19 protein-coding genes are annotated in these 17,527 nt (G+C 70.9%); 9 read left to right on the forward strand and 10 right to left on the reverse strand.

Going from position 1 to position 17,527, the window contains the following annotated elements; translation table 11 throughout:
* A complete protein-coding gene (locus tag KAH28_RS10045; protein ID WP_290576202.1) occupies positions 1-2,385 on the reverse strand; it encodes a TonB-dependent receptor in 2,385 nt (794 codons plus the stop codon).
* A 3-nt stretch (positions 2,386-2,388) separates the two neighbouring features.
* On the opposite strand from KAH28_RS10045, the gene KAH28_RS10050 reads away from it, so the two are divergent.
* On the forward strand, positions 2,389-2,514 hold the full coding sequence (locus KAH28_RS10050) for a hypothetical protein (RefSeq protein WP_290576204.1): 126 nt from the start codon (positions 2,389-2,391) through the stop codon (positions 2,512-2,514).
* Between the two features lie 31 nt (positions 2,515-2,545).
* Here the strand turns inward: KAH28_RS10050 and KAH28_RS10055 are convergent, their stop codons facing one another.
* Entirely contained in the window at positions 2,546-5,026 is a 2,481-nt protein-coding gene (locus KAH28_RS10055) for a TonB-dependent receptor (RefSeq protein WP_290576206.1), read from the reverse strand.
* 118 nt (positions 5,027-5,144) lie between these two features.
* Between KAH28_RS10055 and KAH28_RS10060 the strand changes: the two genes are divergently transcribed.
* Positions 5,145-7,373, forward strand: coding sequence for a TonB-dependent siderophore receptor (locus KAH28_RS10060; RefSeq protein ID WP_290576208.1), 2,229 nt, complete (start codon positions 5,145-5,147; stop codon positions 7,371-7,373).
* Between the two features lie 7 nt (positions 7,374-7,380).
* On the opposite strand, the gene KAH28_RS10065 is transcribed toward KAH28_RS10060, so the two are convergent.
* From KAH28_RS10065 to KAH28_RS10090, 6 genes are read right to left on the reverse strand one after another with little or no spacing between them, the layout of a single operon-like run.
* The gene (locus KAH28_RS10065; RefSeq protein WP_290576210.1) at positions 7,381-7,794 is read right to left on the reverse strand and encodes a hypothetical protein; all 414 of its coding nucleotides are present in this window, start codon (positions 7,792-7,794) and stop codon (positions 7,381-7,383) included.
* Positions 7,791-8,645, reverse strand: a complete 855-nt coding sequence (locus KAH28_RS10070) for an alpha/beta fold hydrolase (protein ID WP_290576212.1) — start codon at positions 8,643-8,645, stop codon at positions 7,791-7,793. The genes KAH28_RS10065 and KAH28_RS10070 overlap by 4 nt, the downstream gene beginning before the upstream one ends.
* A complete protein-coding gene (locus KAH28_RS10075; protein ID WP_290576214.1) occupies positions 8,638-9,252 on the reverse strand; it encodes a glutathione S-transferase family protein in 615 nt (204 codons plus the stop codon). The genes KAH28_RS10070 and KAH28_RS10075 overlap by 8 nt, the downstream gene beginning before the upstream one ends.
* Before the next feature lie 16 nt (positions 9,253-9,268).
* Positions 9,269-9,502, reverse strand: coding sequence for a DUF1272 domain-containing protein (locus tag KAH28_RS10080; protein ID WP_290576351.1), 234 nt, complete (start codon positions 9,500-9,502; stop codon positions 9,269-9,271).
* Positions 9,503-9,523: 21 nt separating this feature from the next.
* Positions 9,524-9,898, reverse strand: coding sequence for a hypothetical protein (locus KAH28_RS10085; RefSeq protein ID WP_290576215.1), 375 nt, complete (start codon positions 9,896-9,898; stop codon positions 9,524-9,526).
* A gap of 31 nt (positions 9,899-9,929) precedes the next feature.
* Positions 9,930-10,556 (reverse strand): Crp/Fnr family transcriptional regulator, encoded by a 627-nt coding sequence (locus tag KAH28_RS10090; protein ID WP_290576217.1) that lies wholly within the window; start codon positions 10,554-10,556, stop codon positions 9,930-9,932.
* 197 nt (positions 10,557-10,753) lie between these two features.
* On the opposite strand from KAH28_RS10090, the gene KAH28_RS10095 reads away from it, so the two are divergent.
* The 7 genes from KAH28_RS10095 to KAH28_RS10125 all read left to right on the forward strand — a co-directional run bounded on the left by KAH28_RS10095 (position 10,754) and on the right by KAH28_RS10125 (position 16,552).
* Positions 10,754-11,119: a YciI family protein gene (locus KAH28_RS10095; protein ID WP_290576218.1), complete on the forward strand. Its 366-nt coding sequence runs from the start codon at positions 10,754-10,756 to the stop codon at positions 11,117-11,119.
* Positions 11,120-11,206: 87 nt separating this feature from the next.
* On the forward strand, positions 11,207-11,557 hold the full coding sequence (locus KAH28_RS10100) for a YciI family protein (RefSeq protein ID WP_290576219.1): 351 nt from the start codon (positions 11,207-11,209) through the stop codon (positions 11,555-11,557).
* A 66-nt stretch (positions 11,558-11,623) separates the two neighbouring features.
* A complete protein-coding gene (locus tag KAH28_RS10105; RefSeq protein WP_290576221.1) occupies positions 11,624-12,019 on the forward strand; it encodes a DUF2946 family protein in 396 nt (131 codons plus the stop codon).
* Positions 12,020-12,095: 76 nt separating this feature from the next.
* Positions 12,096-12,989: a hypothetical protein gene (locus KAH28_RS10110; protein WP_290576223.1), complete on the forward strand. Its 894-nt coding sequence runs from the start codon at positions 12,096-12,098 to the stop codon at positions 12,987-12,989.
* Between the two features lie 16 nt (positions 12,990-13,005).
* Positions 13,006-14,622: an MbnP family copper-binding protein gene (locus KAH28_RS10115; protein ID WP_290576225.1), complete on the forward strand. Its 1,617-nt coding sequence runs from the start codon at positions 13,006-13,008 to the stop codon at positions 14,620-14,622.
* The gene (locus tag KAH28_RS10120; RefSeq protein ID WP_366918166.1) at positions 14,622-15,863 is read left to right on the forward strand and encodes an MbnH family di-heme enzyme; all 1,242 of its coding nucleotides are present in this window, start codon (positions 14,622-14,624) and stop codon (positions 15,861-15,863) included. The genes KAH28_RS10115 and KAH28_RS10120 overlap by 1 nt, the downstream gene beginning before the upstream one ends.
* 71 nt (positions 15,864-15,934) lie before the next feature.
* Positions 15,935-16,552: a YceI family protein gene (locus KAH28_RS10125; protein WP_290576229.1), complete on the forward strand. Its 618-nt coding sequence runs from the start codon at positions 15,935-15,937 to the stop codon at positions 16,550-16,552.
* A 12-nt stretch (positions 16,553-16,564) separates the two neighbouring features.
* Here KAH28_RS10125 and KAH28_RS10130 read toward each other — a convergent pair whose 3' ends face one another.
* The gene (locus KAH28_RS10130; RefSeq protein ID WP_290576231.1) at positions 16,565-16,960 is read right to left on the reverse strand and encodes a VOC family protein; all 396 of its coding nucleotides are present in this window, start codon (positions 16,958-16,960) and stop codon (positions 16,565-16,567) included.
* Positions 16,957-17,514 (reverse strand): SRPBCC family protein, encoded by a 558-nt coding sequence (locus KAH28_RS10135; RefSeq protein ID WP_290576233.1) that lies wholly within the window; start codon positions 17,512-17,514, stop codon positions 16,957-16,959. The genes KAH28_RS10130 and KAH28_RS10135 overlap by 4 nt, the downstream gene beginning before the upstream one ends.
* Positions 17,515-17,527 lie beyond the last annotated feature (13 nt).

Consider the following 17,527-nt stretch of genomic DNA (forward strand, 5'->3'; position numbering starts at 1 on the left):
CTAGAACCAGAACTCCAGCCCCGCCATTATCCGCCGGCCGTGGCCCAGCGCGGCGATGGGGTCGCCGCGCAGCGCGGTCCGGTTGGCGTCGAAGCGGTAGTCCTCGTCGGTCAGGTTGCTGCCGTTGCAGAACAGGCCGAGCGCCCGGTACTGCCAGCGCAGCGACAGGTTGAGCAGCGTGTAGGCCGGAATCCGGTTCTCGGGCAGATTGTCCGCCTGCGCCGGCGTCGACCCCACGCGCTGCACCTCGGGGCGGATCAGCAGGCTGTCGATCGGCGACCATTCCAGCGCCAGGGTGACCGAATACTCCGGGGCCTTGGGCAGCGGCTTGCCGCTGAAGTCGCCCCGGCTGCTGACGAAGTCGACGAACTCGCCATCGGTGACGCCGACCCCGCCGACAAAGCGCAGCTGCCGGAACGGCCGGGTGCTCAGCTCCAGCTCGCCGCCCCGGATGCGCGACCGGCCGGCGTTGCCGATGACCTGGCAGAGCAGGTCGCCGAGCTGCACCTGCATGTCGTCCCAGTCGGTGTGGAACAGGTTGAGCGCGTAGCGCGTGCGCCAGACGTCGAGCCGGCCCTTCAGCGACACCTCGACGTTCCGGGTGCGCTCCGCGTCGAAGCGGTAGCGCTCGCCGCAGCCGAAGTTGTAGCCGTCGCCGCCGGGTCGGTAGCCCTCGGTATAGGCCGCCCCCAGATAGTTGCCCGCGAACAGCTCGTAGCTGGCCGCGACCTTGGGCAGCACGGCCGAGAAGCTGCGGCCGACACGGGTCTCGCCGTCCCGGGCGAGCACGCCCAGAGTCTTCAGCAATGCCACGGCCCCCTGGGCGCCGGGCCTGTCGCCGGAGATCGTGCTGACCGTTCTGCGGCTGTTCTTTTCGTGATCGAGGCGCAGGCCCGCGGTGAGGGTCAGGCGCTGGCTGGCGTCCCAGTCCACTTCGCCGAACAGGGCCCGGTTCTCGATGCGTGCGGGTGCGCTGCCGTCGACGAGGACGTTGCCCCGCAGCAGCAGGTTGCAGAGTGCTTCTCCCGGGCACACGCCGGCAGCGTCGACCAGCGCCGACAGGGCGGTCGATCCCTCGGATTCCTCGCCGTCGAGCCCGCGGTAGTAGAACAGCCCCAGCGTGCCGCGCCACGCCTCCCCGGTGAAGCTGGCGCGCAGCTCCTGCGAGAACGCGTGCGAATCGGCCACCTGGGCGATGAAACCGTCGGCGCGCGCGGTGTAGTCGACGTCCAGATGCAGCAGCGTCCTCGAGTCGGCCCAGGCGCTGATTGCGCTCAGCTCCCATTCGTCCCCGAGGCGCAGGCGCTGATCGAGCGAATAGAGCCGCGCTTCGTTGTCGATCCCGCTGGGCTCGTCGGCGGTGGCTTCGCGATCCGCCTCGCGCGCCTGTTCCACGTAGCGGTTGCCGGTCTCGCGGCGGATGTCGCCGGCGCCGAGCACGATGCGATACGGGCCATCCGGGCCGAAGGGCGTGAGCTTGGCGCGCAGGCGCGTGCCATGGTTGCGGTTGCGTGCCCAGTCTTCCTCGTCGCGCGTGACGTTGTCGATGTCGCCGTCGGTGGTGCGGTGGTCGGTGACCAGGCGGACCGCGAGGCGGTCCGGCCACAGCGTGGCGCCGAAGGCGGCCGCGGCCTGCCAGGCGTCGTTGTTGCCGATGCCGACGCGGCCGCGCAGCTCCGGCGCGAAGCGGTCGCGGACCTCGGGCTCGACGGTATTGATGACCACCGCGCCGGCCATCGCGTTGCGCCCCTGGCTGGTGGATTGCGGCCCGCGGAAGATCTCGACCTGATCGATGTCGAAGGCGGACAGATCGGCGAAGCCCATCGCGCCGCGCGGCAGCGCGACGCCGTCGATCACGATGGTGGTGGCGGTGCCGTAGAGGGTGCCGGCGCCGGTGAGGCTGGCACCGTAGCTGCCGATGCCGCGCAGCGTGATGGTGCTGAGGCCGAGCTCGCTGTCGTGCCAGCCGGCATTGGGCGTGGCACCTATGACGTCGTAGACGTCGCGCGCGGTGCTGCGCGCGATGTCGAGGCCATCGTGCACGGCGACGCTGGTGGGGGCGCGCTCGGCGGTGCGCGCCAGCAGCTCGCCGGTGACGACGACCTCGTCGAGCGCGATCGGCGCCTCGTCGCGCGGCGGCGGCGCGCGCTCCGCCGGCAGCGCGATGACCTGCGTCACCCGGATGCGGTCTTCGTCGGTGACCGCCACCAGCCCGCTGCCGGCAAGCAGCGCATCGAGCGCCTCGTCCACCGAGCGCTCGCCCTGCACGGCGGGGGCGGTGATGCCTTCCAGCGAAGCGTTTCCGACCTCCAGCGCCAGACCGGCGCGTTCGGCCACGGCGGCGAGCGAGGTCGCCAGCGGTTGCGCGGGCAGCGCGAGCTGCAACGCATGGTCACCTGTCGCCTGAACCGCAGCCGCGTGCAGGATCGCCAGCAGCAGCGCCCCGACAGCGACGATGTGGCGGCGATGCCCGCCATGCAGGCGCGCGGGGCCGCCCCGGAGCAGGGTCAGTGATGCCGAGCGCAGTCGTTCTGCAGACACCCTCTCAGTCCCAGCGCCAGTCGATGCCGGCGTACAGCGTGCGCGGGTCGCCGGCCTGGAAGAGACCGAAGGCGCGCTGCGTCAGGTAGAAGCGGTCGAGCAGGTTGCGGCCGAGCACGTAGACCTCCATGTTGCGAAAGCGCCAGCCCATGCGCGCGTTGAGCAGCGCGTAGGCGTCGGCGGTCTGCCCGGGGTCGTTGTCCGGCTGCCGGAAGCTGTTCGACTGGTAGTTGAGATCGACCTGCGCATAGGGACCGCGCAGCCCGGGCTCCCAGGTCAGGCCGACCGCGCCCTGGCGCTCGGGTGCGCTGGGGAAGTCGTTGTTGCGGTAGTCGCTGCCGGCGGCCTGGAAGTCATCGAACTCGGTGTGGGCGTAGCCCAGCGAGACGAAGCCGCGCAGGCCGGCCAGCAGCCGGAAGTCCGCCTCCAGCTCGCCGCCGTAGAGATGCGAGGCGCCGGCGTTCTCGGTGCGGGTGTCGTTGGGGTCGTCGGAGAGCTGCACCGAGACCTGCTGATCGCGCCAGTCGGTGTAGTAGAGGTTGGCGCGCAGCCGCAGGCGCCGGTCGAAGAGCGCCAGGCGCAGGAAGAGCTCGCCGGTGGTGGTGGTCTCGGGGTCGAAGGCGTTGAAGGTGCCGCGCACGAAGTTCACCGACACGCCGCCGGCGCGGTAGGCGCGCTGCACGGTGGCGCCGACGCTGGCGTCGTCGCTGAAGGCGTAGCGCAGCCCGAGCTTGGGCAGCACGGCGCTGGAGTCGGCGTTGCCGGCGCCGTCGGCGTCGGCGGGCAGGCCGGCGAGCGAGCCGAGCACCTGCTCAAGCAGCTCGTCGGCCAGCCCCGGGCCGTCGCGCCGCAGCGACACGCTGACGTCCGACACATAGGCGTAGTCCAGCGTCTCGTAGTCGAAGCGGATGCCGCTGATCAGCGTCCATCGGGGCGCGAAGGTCCATTCGGTCTCGCCGAAGACGGCCGCGCCCTCGCGGCTCTGATCGACCTGCGTGTCGATGTCCAGGAAGACATCGACGGGCTGACCGCCGGTGACGTTGCCATCGGTGACGCGGAGCGCGCTGTCGTTGATGCGCTCGGACGCGAACATGCCGACCACGCCGCGCAGCGGGCGCGACAGCAGCGACACACCGCCGAAGCCGGCGCGCAGCTCCTGGGTGAGCGTGCGGTCGTCGTTGATGTTCTCGATGGTGCCGTCCTCGACGGCCGAGGCGTTGTAGTCGTCGTGGCGATGCAGGTCGGTGGTGGTGAAGCCGGTGATGCTGGTCAGCTTCCAGTGCTCGGACAGACCGAAGTCCGCGCGCAGGCTGGCGAGGTCGCTGCGCGTGTCGACGTACTCGGGGTCGTTGGCGGTGCTCTCGCGCGCCTCCGGGTCGCCGGTGAGCTGGGCCTGGCCGAGCTCGGCGTCGGCGCGGCTCACGCTCAGCATGATCGATGCGCGCTCGGGGTCCTCGGCCTGCCAGCCGAGCTTGGCGCGGGCGTTATAGCGGTCGCGAAAGTCGGCGGGCTCGTTGCGCGTGGTGTTGCGGGTGGGGCCATCGGTGCTGAAGCTGCGGAAGGACAGCCGGCCGCCGAAGCCGGCGCCCAGCGGGCCGCCCAGCGCGGCGGCGTAGTCCTCGGCGGTGTCGGTGCCGCGGCGGGCGCGGAAACGGGCGTCGAAGCGCTCGCCCGGGTCGCGGGTCTGCAGCATGACGGCGCCGGCCAGCGCGCTCTGTCCCTGGCTGGTGGACTGCGGGCCGCGCAGGATCTCGACCGAGTCGATGTCCCAGAAATCCAGCGGCCCGGCCAGTGCGCCGGCGCTGGAGACCGGCACGCCGTCGACGAAGATGCTGGCCAGCGGGGTGCTGGACGCGAAGCTCTGCGGCGTGACGCCGTTGTAGCTGATGCCGCGGATGGCGAAGCCACCCACCCGCCCCAGCCCTCCGACGTCGAGATTGACGTTGGCCGTGCGCTGGAAGGCATCGTAGGCATCGGTCATCGACGACGATTCGATCTCGTAGGCATCGATGACCTGCACGCTGGTGGCGGTGTCCTCGAGCCGGCGCACCAGCTTCTCGCCGGTGACCATGACCGGCTCCAGCGCGACCGGATCGGCCGCCGCGTCATCGCCGTCGCCGTCCGCCGACGCGACCGGCACCATCCCGGTGACGCGGATGCGGTCGCCATCGTGCGTCGCCACCAGCCCGCTGCCGGCGAGCAGGCGGTCCAGCACCGTGTCCAGCGGATAGCTGCCGGTGATGGCGGGCGCCTGCGCGCCGGACAGCGACACGCTGCCGGTTTCCAGCGCCAGTCCGGCGTCGTCCGCCACCGCGTCGAGCGATGCCGCCAGCGGCTGGGCGGGGAGGTCGACCGCCACCGTGACGGCGTCGTCGGCGCGGGCCGCTGCCGGACCCGCCGCGGTCGCGGTGCCTAGCGCGATGACGGCCAGCGCGAGGCGGTTTCGAACTTTGCGCGCGTGAGCGGACGAGGGGGAGGTGTGCATGCGATCCCGATACGGCCGCGCCGCGGCCCTGCTTGAGTTGTCGAGATACAATAACGCGTGAGAAGCAATCGTGTTCGCGATTGCATGTCCGCCATGAATGGCGTCAGGGGGATATCGCATGGGGTTGGTCAGCGAGTTGGTGCGTATCCGGCGTCGCGCCTTCCAGGGGCGGGCGCGCGGCGAGGCCGGTGCGGCCCTGATGCTTGCGCTCGGCGCGCTGTCGCCGTGGCTGCACGCGCAGCCGACCGAGGGTACGGTCGAGACCATTCCGGTCGAGTCGGTGGAGGACGGAGAGCGCGAACCGCTGGAGCTCGGCGATCTCACCGTCGAGGGCGAGGCCATCGCCGCGCCGCGCTACACGGCCGACAGCGCCCGGGCCGCCACCAAGACCGACACACCGCTCATCGAGACGCCGCAGGCGGTGTCGGTGCTCTCGTCAGAACGCCTGCAGGATCTCGGCGCGCTCAGCGTGCAGGACGCGCTGCGCTACAGCGCCGGCGTGCGCTCCGACGCCTACGGCTTCGACACGCGCGGCGACTTCGCGATCATCCGCGGCACCCAGTTCGCGCAGTACCAGGACGGGCTGCGTTCGCTGTTCGGCTCGTACAACAACGTGCGTCCGGATGTCTACGCGCTGGAGCGCGTGACCATCGTGCGCGGGCCGTCGTCGGTGCTCTACGGCCAGGGGCCGAGCGGCGGCATGGTCGATCTCACCAGCAAGCGGCCCCGGCTGGAAGCGGCGCACGAGCTGCGCGCCGAGGTCGGCAGCTACCAGCGCCGCCAGATCGCGCTGGATTCGACCGGTCCGTTGACGGAAAGCGGCAACCTCGCCTATCGGCTGGTGGCGCTGGTCCGGCAGTCCGGGACCCAGGTCGACTTCGTCGACGCCGATCGCTGGTTCGTCGCGCCGTCGGTCCGCTGGGCCCCCACCGACTGGCTGCGATGGACGGTGCTGGGCCATTTCCAGGAGGACGAGAGCGGCTCGTCGACCGCCTTCCTGCCGTGGGAGGGCACGGTGCTGCCCAACCGCAACGGGCGGATTCCCACCAGCCGCTTCGTCAGCGAGCCCGGATTCGACCGCTACGACACCGAGCAGAAGGCGGTGACCTCGCTGCTGGAGATCGACCTGGGCGCGCACTGGACCTTCCATCAGAACGCGCGCTACTCGGACAGTGGCGCGGTCTACCGCTCGATGTTCCCGAACATCTACACCGGCGATCCCTACCTGCTGAACCCGCTCCGGCGCGACTCGGTGCTGCGCGTCAGCTACATCGACGAGCCGGACGTGCACGCGGTGACCGCCGACCAGCGCGTCACCGGCCGCTGGCGTTGGGGGGCGGTGGCGAACCTGCTGCTCGCCGGCGTCGACATCACCCATGTGGAGACCACGCAGCAGGAGGGCCGGCTCCCGCCGCTGCGCATCGTTGCGCAGGGCCTGTTCGATCTCTACGAGCCCGAGTACGGCGATTTCATCGCCCCCGAGGTGACCGCCCGGCCCGAGCTCACCACACGCCAGACCGGCTACTACCTGCAGAACCAGATGCGCATCGGCGAGCATCTGGTGGCGCTGGCCGGCGTCCGCTTCGATACCGCGTCCTCGGAGGAGGCGGGCAACCCCGACATCGAAAATGAAGAGACCTCGCTGCGCGGCGGCCTGCTCTATCACTTCGATGCCGGCTTCGCGCCCTATGTCAGCTATGCCGAGTCCTTCGAGCCGGTCGCGGACTACGACGGCGAGGGCGAGCCCTTCGAACCGGTCATCGGCCGGCAGTTCGAGGCCGGTCTGAAATACCAGTCGCGGGATGCGGGGACGCTGCTCACCGCGGCCTGGTTCGACATCGAGGAAGAGAACCGCCTGGCTCCCGGACCGGATCCGGCCGTGCAGGTCCAGCTCGGCGAGGCGCGCATCCGCGGCTTCGAGTTCGAGGCCACCAGCACGTGGCGCGAGCGGCTCGATCTGATCGCCGCCTACACGCGCTTCGTCGATGCCTACAGCGACGAGGGGCCCAACGCGGAGGGTGCCGGCCGCAAGCCGCTGTCCGCCGTCGCCGACGATCAGGCGTCGCTGTTCGGGCGGCTGCGCTTCGGCCTGTTCGGGGTGCCCGGTTTCTCGATCGGCGCCGGCCTGCGCTACACGGCGGCCATTCCCGACCAGAGCCGCACCGTGGAAGTCCCGTCCACGACCCTGTTCGATGCCATGGCGGCCTTCGAGTCGACGCACTGGCGCGTCGCCGTCAACGCCAGCAACCTCGAGGACGAGACCGTGCTGGCGGTGTGCCTGGAGCGCGGCGACTGCTTTTACGGCGCCCGGCGCACGGTGGTGGGCAGCGTGGCGTACCGCTTCTAGCGTCGCGCTACCAGAGCCGGGCCAGCAGCAGTGTGGTGCCGGCGATGATGAGCGCGGCCGGACCGTAGACCAGCGCTCCCACGACCAGCTCGCGCGCCTTCGATGCCGAGAAGCCGGCACCGGCCATGGGCAGCGCCCGGCTGGCGCCCCAGATGGCGGCCAGCAGCATCGCCAGCCATAGCCCGTAGAGGCCGAGCACCAGCGACCAGGTCATCCACGCGTCGAGCGTTGGTGACGGCGTCAGCCGCGCCTGGATGAGGCCCACCACCCACAGCACGATGCCGTGCTGCACGCCGACCAGATGCGCCGACAGCCCCATGCGCTTGTTGCGCAGCGCCGGTATCGCCACGCCGGTGAGCAGGCCGAGCAGGAACAGCAGCGTGCCCGCGAACAGCATCTGGCTCTCGCCGAACGCGCTCACGACGCCGCTCCGGCCTTCTGCATCCATTCCGCGATGCGGGTCACCACGGCATCGGGCTGCCGCGCCCAGCGGAAATGGTCGGCGGCGGTGCCCAGGGCGGCACCATCGAGCACCGCCTCGGTGAGCGAGGCTGCCGGAAGCTTTGCGGTGACGGCGCGCGTGGCGGCTTGCGGCGCGAAGTCATCGTCGGCCATGCGCAGGCTGAGCACGGGGCCCGCGAAGCGCGCGAGTCCGGCTTCCAGATCCTCGCGGATGCCCGCGGCGGCGTAGCGGTTGCTGCGCGCCAGGGCGCGCCAGTCGCGCATGATCGTGCGCGGCTGCCGGCCTCCGAATCCCAGTCGGTGACCGGGGTAGTACCCGAGGAGCGCGTTGCAGACCGGAATCAGCGCGCAGATCGCGTCGAGCCTGCGGCGCGTGGCGCCGGCGTAGGCGCCACGCCATGGCGATCCGCAGGCCACCAGCATGAGGCCGTCGATCTCGTCGGGCATGCGGCCGGCCGTGATCACGGCAAGATGCCCGCCCAGGCTGTGGCCCAGCATCCAGAGCGGCAGCCCGTCGCGCGCTGCGCGCAGCGTGCGCAGCGCCGCCGGTATGTCCTCGTCGAGGAGTTCGCGGAAGCCGAAATCGCAGTGTCGCGCGGGTGTCAGCGGACTCTCCCCGGTGCCGCGCAGCTCGAGCACCGCAACCTCCAGTCCGCGTGCGGCGAGCTGCTCGGCCAGTCGGCCGTAGAACCGTGCCGGCACACCCAGCGCCGGAAGCACCAGAACGCGGCCGGCCGGCGGGCCCCCGGGTGGCGGGAAGCGGGTCAGCAGCGGTTCCGCGGTCGTCTGTGCGCGAGTGTCGTCAGGCATTGCGGGGCCCCTCCATCGGGATGTGGCCGGGTCGGCTCGCCACCCGGTCCAGCCAGGCGCGCACCGCCGGGTAGTGGTCGAGCGAGAACCCGCCCTCGTGGGCGACATGGGTGTACGCGTAGAGCGCGATGTCGGCGATGCTGTAGGCCTCGCCCACGAAGTACCGGCGCGCCGCCAGGTGCTGCTCCATGACGCCGAGCGCGGCGTAGCCGGGTTCCACGCAGCGCTGCGCGCGCTCGGCCTGCCCGGGTGGGTTGCCCAGGTAGCGGTGGATGAAGCGCGCCACGGCGATGTGGGGTTCGTGGCTGTACTGCTCGAAGAACAGCCACTGCAGCACCTGCGCGCGCCGGAAGCGATCCTCCGGCATCAGCGGGGTATCGTCGGCGAGGTAGCAGAGGATGGCGTTGGACTCGGGCAGTACGCGACCGTCCGCCAGCTCGAGCACCGGGATGCGGCCGTTGGGATTGACGGCGAGAAAGGCATCGGTCCGGGTGGCTCCCGCCAGGATGTCGTGCTCGATCCATTCGTACTCCAGGCCGAGCAGTCGCAGCGCCAGCTCGACCTTGTAGCAGTTCCCGGAGCCGCGGAATCCGTGGATCCTCATCATGCGGTGGTCTCCCGGATCAGCGCGGCGTGCCGCGCCCGCCGATCCCCAGGCGCCGGCGGATGAGGCCCGCGGCCACCGGCAGCGGCGCGCGTTCGCGCACCGGCCTCGTGACCAGTGGTCCCGCGCAGTTGGGGCAGACGCTCTCCATCGCCGTGGCACATGCCGGGCAGAAGGTGCACTCGAAGGAGCAGATGCGGGCGGCGTCGTGCCAGCCCAGATGGGTGGCGCAGCGCTCGCAGGCGGGCTTCATCTTCAACACGGCTCGGCTCCCTCAGTCGGGACGCAGGTTGTGCAGCAGGAAGGCGGTGGCGAGCAGCAACAGGCCCGCCACGTCGGCGCGCACCACACGCGCGATGGATGCGCCGTGATCACCACCGGCGGCGAGCAGCAGGAAGCCGCCCATCGACACCAGTGCGACCAGGAAGGCGAGTGGCTGCAGCGCGGGGCGGAACGCGGCCAGCACGATGAAGCCGCCGAGCAGCGCGAACAGCAGCGCACGATGGCGGAGGAGCAGGATCAGGTCCGGGGCATCGGGCGCGACGCCGTAGAGCACGCGCAGGCGTTCCGGCGACAGCAGGCCCGCCGCCGGGATCAGGTTGATGGTGCCGATCAGCACCAGAAGTCCGCTTACCGCGTAGCCGATCATGGCGTCTCCCCCGCGATCGATCCGTTGCCGGTCAGTCTGCCGGAGGCGGATCGGCGTTTCCTTGACATTTCTCAAGATCGGCCTTCACCCGACTCAACGATTCGGGCGTGATGCCCAGATAGGAGGCCACGTGGTAGGCCGGCGTGCCGGCGACGATCTCGGGCGGCATGTGGGCACGGAAGTAGGCGTAGCGCTGCGCGGCGGTGCGCGCCTGCAGCATGCGCAGGCGTCGCTGCAGCGCGATGAAGTGGCGCTCGGCGAGCTCGCGGCGCACGGCCTCGGCGAGCAGCCCGGGCCGTTCGCGGCAGAAGGCGCGGAAGCGCACCCGATAGCCGGTACCCGGAGACGGTGCCTGCAGCGCCTCGTCGGCGGTGGTGCCGAGCAGGAAGCTGTTGTAGGGCAGCGCCGCGGCGGGCGCGCACAGCAGGCGCAGATTGACCTCGCGGTCGTCGTGCAGATAGAAGCTGCGTACCACTCCTTCGGTGAGCAGGATCAGGTCGTCGGCCTCGCCGCCGAGCGGGAACAGCGTGGCGCCGCGCTCCCAGGTGCAGCGCCGCGCGTAGGCACGCAGGGCGCGCGCTTCCTCGGGGGCCACGTCGACCCACTGCCCCAGATAGGCGGCAAGGGCTGCATCATCGGCGACGGAAGCCTGCTTCATGTCCGCACCATAGGGCGCCGCCGGCGCTGCGGCCAGGTCATCGACTTCAGCGCGCTTCGCACCGCTCGGCCGCCGCTGCTCCCGGCGGGTGGACGCGGGGCGCGGGTCGATCGGGACACCATCGTCGAGGACCGGCTGTCGATATCCGGCACTGCCGGACGATCAGAGGGTGAGCACCGCTTCGCGAGGAACGCACCATGAAGTATCTCTGCCTGGTCTACGCCGCCGAGTCTGCGCTGCAGACGCAGTCCGACAGCCCGCGCGACGGCGAGTGCGCGGCGAACGATGAAGCCCTGAAGGCCAGCGGCCACTTCCTGCTCGGCCAGGCCCTGCAGCCGGTGAGCGCCGCCACCACCGTGCGCATGCGCAACGGGCGCGTCTCGGTGACCGACGGTCCCTTCGCCGAGACCAAGGAGCAGCTCGCCGGCTTCATCCTGATCGAGGCACGCGATCTCAACGATGCCATCCAGGTGGCGTCGCGCATTCCGTCAGCGCGCGTCGGCAGCATCGAGATCCGCCCCACGCGCGAGCTGATGGCGCCGACGCACGCGGCCGCGGTCTGAGATGGGAGCGACCGCCGTCGTCGACGCCGGGGGCATGACCAGGTCGCGCTACGATATCGGCCGACCATGCGACGCCGCGAGCAAGCCATGAAGTATCTCTGTCTGGTGTACAGCAGCGAGGCCGACCTGCACGGGCTGCCGGAGAGTCCGGAGGACAGCGAGTGTGCCGTCTTCGACGCGTCGCTGCGCGATGCCGGTCAGTGGATTGCCGGCGAGGCGCTGCAGCCGGTAGCGACCGCGGCGACGGTGCGGGTACGCGGCGGCAGGGTCTCGGTGACCGACGGCCCTTTCGCCGAGACCAAGGAGCAGCTCGCCGGCTTCTGGCTGATCGAGGCCGCGTCCCGCGACGAGGCACTGGCGATCGCGGCGCGGGTGCCCTCGGCGCGTGTCGGCAGCATCGAGGTCCGGCCCATTCGGCAGCTCGATGTGCCCGGCTGATCATGGCGCAGCGGGTCGGCGGCGCGTGCGGTCGCCACCCGGCCGGGCTTCTGGAATAATCGGCTGATGCGCCGTCCCGGACCCGTATTCGTGTGGCTGGGCATCATCGCGATGCTCTGCCAGCTGCTGCTGCCGTCGGCGCACGCGCTGACCTATGCGCAGCGGGCCGGCGATCCGCTCGCCTTCGCGTGGTGCGGCACCGGCGCGGTGGCGCTGGCCGCGTCGGTGCGCGACGGTCAAGCTGCCGGTGCGCAGGATGATGCCGCCCGGCTCATCGCCGAGCTGCCCCAGTGCAGCGCCTGCGCGACAGCACACGCCGCCGCGGCGCCGAGCGCGGATGTCGCCATCGAAGGGGTCCGGCCGTCGCTTGCGCCACCCGCTGCGACCATCGCCGGCGGCACGATACCGGCAGCGCCGCGCGCGCTGCGGCCGCCGTCGCGCGCACCCCCGATTCCCGCCTGAGCGATTCGTAGCCGGCGCCCGAGGGCGCCGCCTCATCACTCGGGGCCGCGCATCCGCGGCCAGGGGAGCGACAACCATGTGGTACCGATTCCGGAAGCCGGCGTTGCTCGCCGGGCTTCTTCTCGTGCTGGCGCCGCCCGCGGCACTGGCCTGTTCGACCTGCAAGTGCGGTGACTACAGCATCACGCTGCTGGGCGCCGAGAAACCCTACGCCGGACGCCTGCGCACGGCCTTCGACCTGCTGGCGCGCAGCGAGACCCAGGGCGCCGGCCTGAACGCGCGCGAGACCGAGGAGCTGCGCAGCACCATCGGTCTGTCCTACGCGGTCAGCGACGATCTCACCGTGGCCGCACAGCTGCCGTGGGTGCGCAAGACCCTCGACGACGGCAATCTCGCCTCGCAGGAAGCCGAGGGCTTCGGCAACATCGATCTCATCGGCTGGTGGGTCCTGCATCGCAGCGGCGAGCCGGTGGTCCGCCACCTGGCCGGGGTGCGCTTCGGCGTGCGCCTGCCGACCACCGACCAGGTGCGCGAGGGCGGCAGCAGGCTCGACATCGACGTGCAACCCGACGCCGGTGCCATCGCGCCCAATCTCGGCGGCTGGTACCGCTACTACCGCTTCCCGTGGATGCTGACCGTGAGCGGCGTCGCCTTCGTGTACGGCGACGGCCATCAGGGCTTCTCGCCCGGCGATGCCTACACCGCCTCGCTGCTCGGCCAGTACGCGATCAACGCGGACTGGGCGCTGCAGGCCGGGCTCGATGCGCGGCACAGCGGCAGGAACCGCTTCTCCGGCGTCACCGACCCGGACTCCGGCGGCACCCTGGCGGCGCTCTACGCCGGTGTCGCGGCGCGCTTCCTGGGCGAGCTGTCGATCAGCGCAGGCGCGCAGGTGCCGGTGCTCGACGACCTCAACGGCGCGCAGGACGAGGACGCCTCGCTGCGCCTGTCGCTCGCCTACGACTTCTAGATTCGGGGAATTTTCCATGCAAACGAATGCAATGTTGCGCGCGGCGTTGGTCGCCGCGCTATCGTGCGCCGTGCTCGCGGCGTGTTCCGGCAACGGCGAACGCGAGGCGGGCATCGAGGCCAGTCTCCGCGCCACGCCGATGGGCTCGCACACCGCGTCTCACGACGGGGGCGGGGCAGGCCACGCCGACTACCGACAGTTCCGCCGCGCCGACGGCATGCGCATCGACCTGCAGCTCGGCCTGGTCAATCTGGTGCCCATCGCGCTGGAGGCGTGTCCGACCGCCAGCGCCGGCGTCGGCCGGGTGCTCGCCATGCTGAATCCGATGGGCGCGGCCGTGGCGCACGCCGGGCACGGCGGCTCGCCGCCGGCGGGTGCGGTCAACACGGTGGCCGGGGGTGAAGGGGTGGTCGATCTCGGCGCGCTGATTGCCGGGCCGGGAAGCTACTGTGGCCTGCGCGTCGCACTGCAGCCCGGGTCGGCCGCGGCGCCGAAGCACGGCGGCGAGCTCGATACCAGCCTCGACGGTGTGGCCATCAACGTCGCGCCGTGCCATTACCCGGACACGGTGGGCGTGCCGGACACCGAGCTCGACAGCATCAGCGCACACAGCTGCGTGCAGGCGAAGGCCGCCGCTCAGCCCCGCCGGATCACGCTGCCGTTCTCGGCGCCGGTAACGCTCGACGCCGAGCACCGCCAGCTCGACCTCACCGTGGTGCTTCGCTACGAGGAGTGGTTCGACGGCATCGACATGACGCAGCTCGCCGACGCCGCTGCCGAGCAGGCGCGGCTGGTTGACAACATCCTGGCGGCCATGCACGTGCACACCGGCGACGAGCAGAATCTCGCGCTCGCCTTCGCGGCCGAGGTCAACGGTGATCAGGCGATGTGCGGCGCGGCCTACGAGGGCGTGGGCAGCACCGCTCAGAACTACGAGCTGCGCGACTTCCGCTGGTACGTCAGCGATCTCGAGCTGCGCGGCAACGACGGCGTGGCGCCGGTGCGGCTGGCGCCGCGCGCCGACGGCACGGTCCATCAGCAGGATGGCCGCAACGTAGCCCTGCTGGGTCTGGTCGAGGGCTGCGACGCCCCGGCCCCGGCGCGCACGCTGGCGCTGGCCGGCGCCGCAGCGGCCGGTGACTTCGACCAGCTCTGCTTCACGCTGGGCGTACCGGCGGACCGGAATCACGGCGACATCGCCACTGCGCCGACGCCGCTCAATTCGACGGCGATGGCGTGGTCCTGGCTGGGTGGCCGCAAGTTCGTCCGCGTCGACGGCATCGGCGATGCCGACGGCGCGCGCCAGAACTTCTTCGTGCATCTGGGGAGCACGGGCTGCACCAACGGCACCGGCGATCCGACCGCCCCACCGGACGGTGCCTGCGCGCAGCCCAACCAGGCCGAGATCTGCCTCGACTACACGGTCATTGCGGAAGGCGGGCGCATCGTCGCCGATATTGCACCGGTGCTGGCCGACGCCGATATCGGTAGCGACGCCGCCGGCGCGCCGGGCTGCATGTCGGGCACCACCGATCCTGAGTGTCTCGGGATCGTGCCCCGCTTCGGGCTCGATTTCACCTACAACGGTGAGCCGATTCCGCGGCAGGAGCAGCAGTTCCTGACGGTGCGATGATGCGCTTCCGAGTGTTCACGGCGTCCATCCTCGCGATGGGCGCCGTGCTCCCGGCGGCATGCGGTGGCGGCGGCGGGGACGCGGCGCCGCCCGATCCGGTGCCGCCGGGTGGCTTCGACCTGCGCCTGCCCGCTGGCTTCCCGCCGCCGGAGCTGCCCGGCGACGAGCCGCTCAGCGAGGCGCGCGTCGAGCTCGGGCGCATGCTGTTCTACGACGAGCGCACCTCGGTCAACCGCGAGGGGTCCTGCGCCAGCTGTCACGAGCAGCGCTTCGCCTTCACCGACCGGCGCGCGCTGGCGGTCGGGCCTACCGGCGAGACGCACCCGCGCAACGCCATGAGCCTGACCAACGCGGTCTACAACGCGCGCCAGAACTGGGCCAACCCGAACACCACCGACCTGCGCGCGCAGGCCATCGACGTGCTGCTCAACGAGCACCCGGTGGAGCTCGGCTGGGCCGGTCGCGAGCAGACGATGCTGGACCGGCTGCGCGGTGATCCGGCGTACGTCGATGCCTTCTTCGCGGCCTTCCCGGACGACCCGGATCCGTTCACGCTGGACCGTGTGGCGCGTGCCTATGCGGCCTTCGTCGCGACCATGATCTCGGGGCGCTCGGCGTACGACCGCGCCACGCATCCGGTCGATCCCGATCCCGGGGCGATCAGCGAGTCGGCGTGGCGCGGTCAGGCGCTTTTCTTCTCGGAGCGTCTGGAATGCTTCCACTGCCACGGCGGCTTCAACTTCGCGCAGTCGGTGCAGCATGACGGCACCGTGCTCGACGGCATCGAGTACCGCAACACCGGGCTCTACAACATCGCCGGCCCGGGGCCGGGCTATCCGCTGGAGCAGGGCAATTATCCGGGCGGCAACCAGGGCCTGTACGAGTTCACCGGCAGAGCCTCGGACATGGGCCGCTTCCGGGCGCCGACCCTGCGCAACATCGCGCTTACCGCGCCCTACATGCACGACGGTTCCATCCCGACCCTGCGCGCGGTCATCGTGGATCACTACGCGCGCAGCGGCCGGGTGGTGGCCGATGGCCCGCTGGCAGGCGACGGCTCGCAGAGTCCGTACAAGGACGCGCTGATGGTCGGGTTCAGGCTGACGCCGGGCGAGGTCGACGATCTGCTCGCCTTCCTCGAAAGTCTTACCGACTGGGATTTCGTCTGCGATCCGCGCTTCAGCGACCCGGATGGCACGATCCCCATGCACGCACGATGCGACCACGCGGCGACGCCGTGAACCGGTACCGCGTCGGCTGGGCCGGTCCTTGCATGATCACCGGGTTGCTATTCGCCCCCAAGGAGAACCGCATGAAACGCTTCGTTCCGACACTCGCGCTCGCCTCCGCGCTGCTCGCCCCGCTCTGGGCGCTGCCCGCCAGCGCCGGGACCGGGTCATGGACGCTCGACGCCGATGCATCGAGCCTCAGCGTGGTCTCGATCAAGAACAACAGCATCGCCGAAGTGCACCGATTTCCCGATCTGAGCGGCTCCATCGGTGCCGACGGCGAGGCCACGCTGAGCATCGGCCTCGACTCGGTGCAGACCGGCATCGGCATCCGCGACAAGCGCATGCGCGAGATGCTGTTCGAGACCGGCCGCTTCGCCAGTGCCACCGTGACGCTCGCGGTGGATGCGGACATGGTCGACGGTCTCGCGGCCGGCGAGCAGCGCAAGCTCGATACCGAGGCCGCACTCGATCTGCACGGCGCCAGCAAGCGGGTGCCGGCGACCCTGCACGTGACGCGTCTGGACGACGCGCGTCTGTTCGTCACCAGCGAGCAGCCGGTGCTGGTCGATGCCGGCAGCTTCGCGCTGGTGGAGGGCATCGACGCACTGCGCAAGGTCGCCGGCCTGCAGGCCATCGGCAGCATGGTGCCGGTGAGCTTTGCGCTGACCTTCGTTGCGGACGGTGACGGGACCGAGTGACCGTGTGCGGCGTCAGCGCAGGTTGAGCTGCCAGGACACGCCGAAGCGGTCGTCGATCCAGCCGAAGCGGCGGCTGAAGCCGTAGTCGTCCAGCGGCATGCGCTCGCGGCCGCCCGCGCCGAGCTGCGCGTAGGCGCTCTCGATCTCGGCCGCGTCCGCGCATTCGACGAACAGCGACAGCGACGGCGTGAAGCCGAAGTCGTGCGTCATCGGCGAGTCGATGGCGATGAAGTCGCGACCGGCGAGCCGGAAGTCGGCGCGCTGGACGCTGCCGGCGGGTCCCGGCTCGCCGGCGGCGTAGTGCGCCATCCGCACGATCGCCGAGTCGGCGAACAGCGACACGTAGAAGCGCACCGCTGCCTCGGCGGTGCCCTCGAACATGAGAAAGGGCGTGATGCTTCGGGTCATGGCGGGCTCTCCTCGGTCCAGGTGAGGCGCTGCGTGTACTCGGCCTCGTAGTGCGTGTGCGTTGACCAGAACGGCTGCGGCGTGCGTCCGGCCAGGCGGTCGGCAAGGATGTCGAGATGCGTGTGCCAGCCGGCCGCGACGCTGACGCGCGTGGCGTCGGTGTCGGCGAGGCGGCGGTGGGTCAGCAGCAGGCTGACTTCGTCGCCGTCGGTGCCGAGCTCGAAGCAGACCTCGGACGGGGAATCGCCGTTCTCGCCCCAGGTGAAGGCGAGCAGGTGCGGCGGCTCGATGCGGGTGATGCGTCCGGTCATCACGTGACCGTCGACGAGCTCGGCGTGCTGCTCGGGGATGGCCTCGAGATGCGGCGTCAGCTCGGCGTGCAGGAAGCGCAGCTCGACGCGACCGCCTGCCCATAACTCCATCTCGCCGCCGGCGAGCCAGCGCGCGCGCTTGTCGGCCTCGGTGAGGAAGGCCCAGACGCGTTCGATGGGGCCGGGCAGGCGCCGGCGGAAGATGAGGGTGCCGGTTTCATCGAGTCGGCCGGGGTCGGACATGGCTGGCTCCGTG

It is taken from the genome of Algiphilus sp. (genome assembly GCF_023145115.1).
In the GTDB taxonomy this organism is placed as follows: Bacteria; Pseudomonadota; Gammaproteobacteria; order Nevskiales; family Nevskiaceae; genus Algiphilus.

Coding starts and splice junctions, on each gene's coding strand:
- KAH28_RS10050 (WP_290576204.1), top strand. CDS start 2,389: ATGGTCACCTGTCGCCTGAACCGCAGCCGCGTGCAGGATCGCCAGCAG.
- KAH28_RS10055 (WP_290576206.1), bottom strand. CDS start 5,026: ATGCACACCTCCCCCTCGTCCGCTCACGCGCGCAAAGTTCGAAACCGC.
- KAH28_RS10060 (WP_290576208.1), top strand. CDS start 5,145: ATGGGGTTGGTCAGCGAGTTGGTGCGTATCCGGCGTCGCGCCTTCCAG.
- KAH28_RS10070 (WP_290576212.1), bottom strand. CDS start 8,645: ATGCCTGACGACACTCGCGCACAGACGACCGCGGAACCGCTGCTGACC.
- KAH28_RS10075 (WP_290576214.1), bottom strand. CDS start 9,252: ATGATGAGGATCCACGGATTCCGCGGCTCCGGGAACTGCTACAAGGTC.
- KAH28_RS10080 (WP_290576351.1), bottom strand. CDS start 9,502: ATGAAGCCCGCCTGCGAGCGCTGCGCCACCCATCTGGGCTGGCACGAC.
- KAH28_RS10085 (WP_290576215.1), bottom strand. CDS start 9,898: ATGATCGGCTACGCGGTAAGCGGACTTCTGGTGCTGATCGGCACCATC.
- KAH28_RS10090 (WP_290576217.1), bottom strand. CDS start 10,556: ATGAAGCAGGCTTCCGTCGCCGATGATGCAGCCCTTGCCGCCTATCTG.
- KAH28_RS10095 (WP_290576218.1), top strand. CDS start 10,754: ATGAAGTATCTCTGCCTGGTCTACGCCGCCGAGTCTGCGCTGCAGACG.
- KAH28_RS10100 (WP_290576219.1), top strand. CDS start 11,207: ATGAAGTATCTCTGTCTGGTGTACAGCAGCGAGGCCGACCTGCACGGG.
- KAH28_RS10105 (WP_290576221.1), top strand. CDS start 11,624: ATGCGCCGTCCCGGACCCGTATTCGTGTGGCTGGGCATCATCGCGATG.
- KAH28_RS10110 (WP_290576223.1), top strand. CDS start 12,096: ATGTGGTACCGATTCCGGAAGCCGGCGTTGCTCGCCGGGCTTCTTCTC.
- KAH28_RS10115 (WP_290576225.1), top strand. CDS start 13,006: ATGCAAACGAATGCAATGTTGCGCGCGGCGTTGGTCGCCGCGCTATCG.
- KAH28_RS10120 (WP_366918166.1), top strand. CDS start 14,622: ATGCGCTTCCGAGTGTTCACGGCGTCCATCCTCGCGATGGGCGCCGTG.
- KAH28_RS10125 (WP_290576229.1), top strand. CDS start 15,935: ATGAAACGCTTCGTTCCGACACTCGCGCTCGCCTCCGCGCTGCTCGCC.
- KAH28_RS10130 (WP_290576231.1), bottom strand. CDS start 16,960: ATGACCCGAAGCATCACGCCCTTTCTCATGTTCGAGGGCACCGCCGAG.
- KAH28_RS10135 (WP_290576233.1), bottom strand. CDS start 17,514: ATGTCCGACCCCGGCCGACTCGATGAAACCGGCACCCTCATCTTCCGC.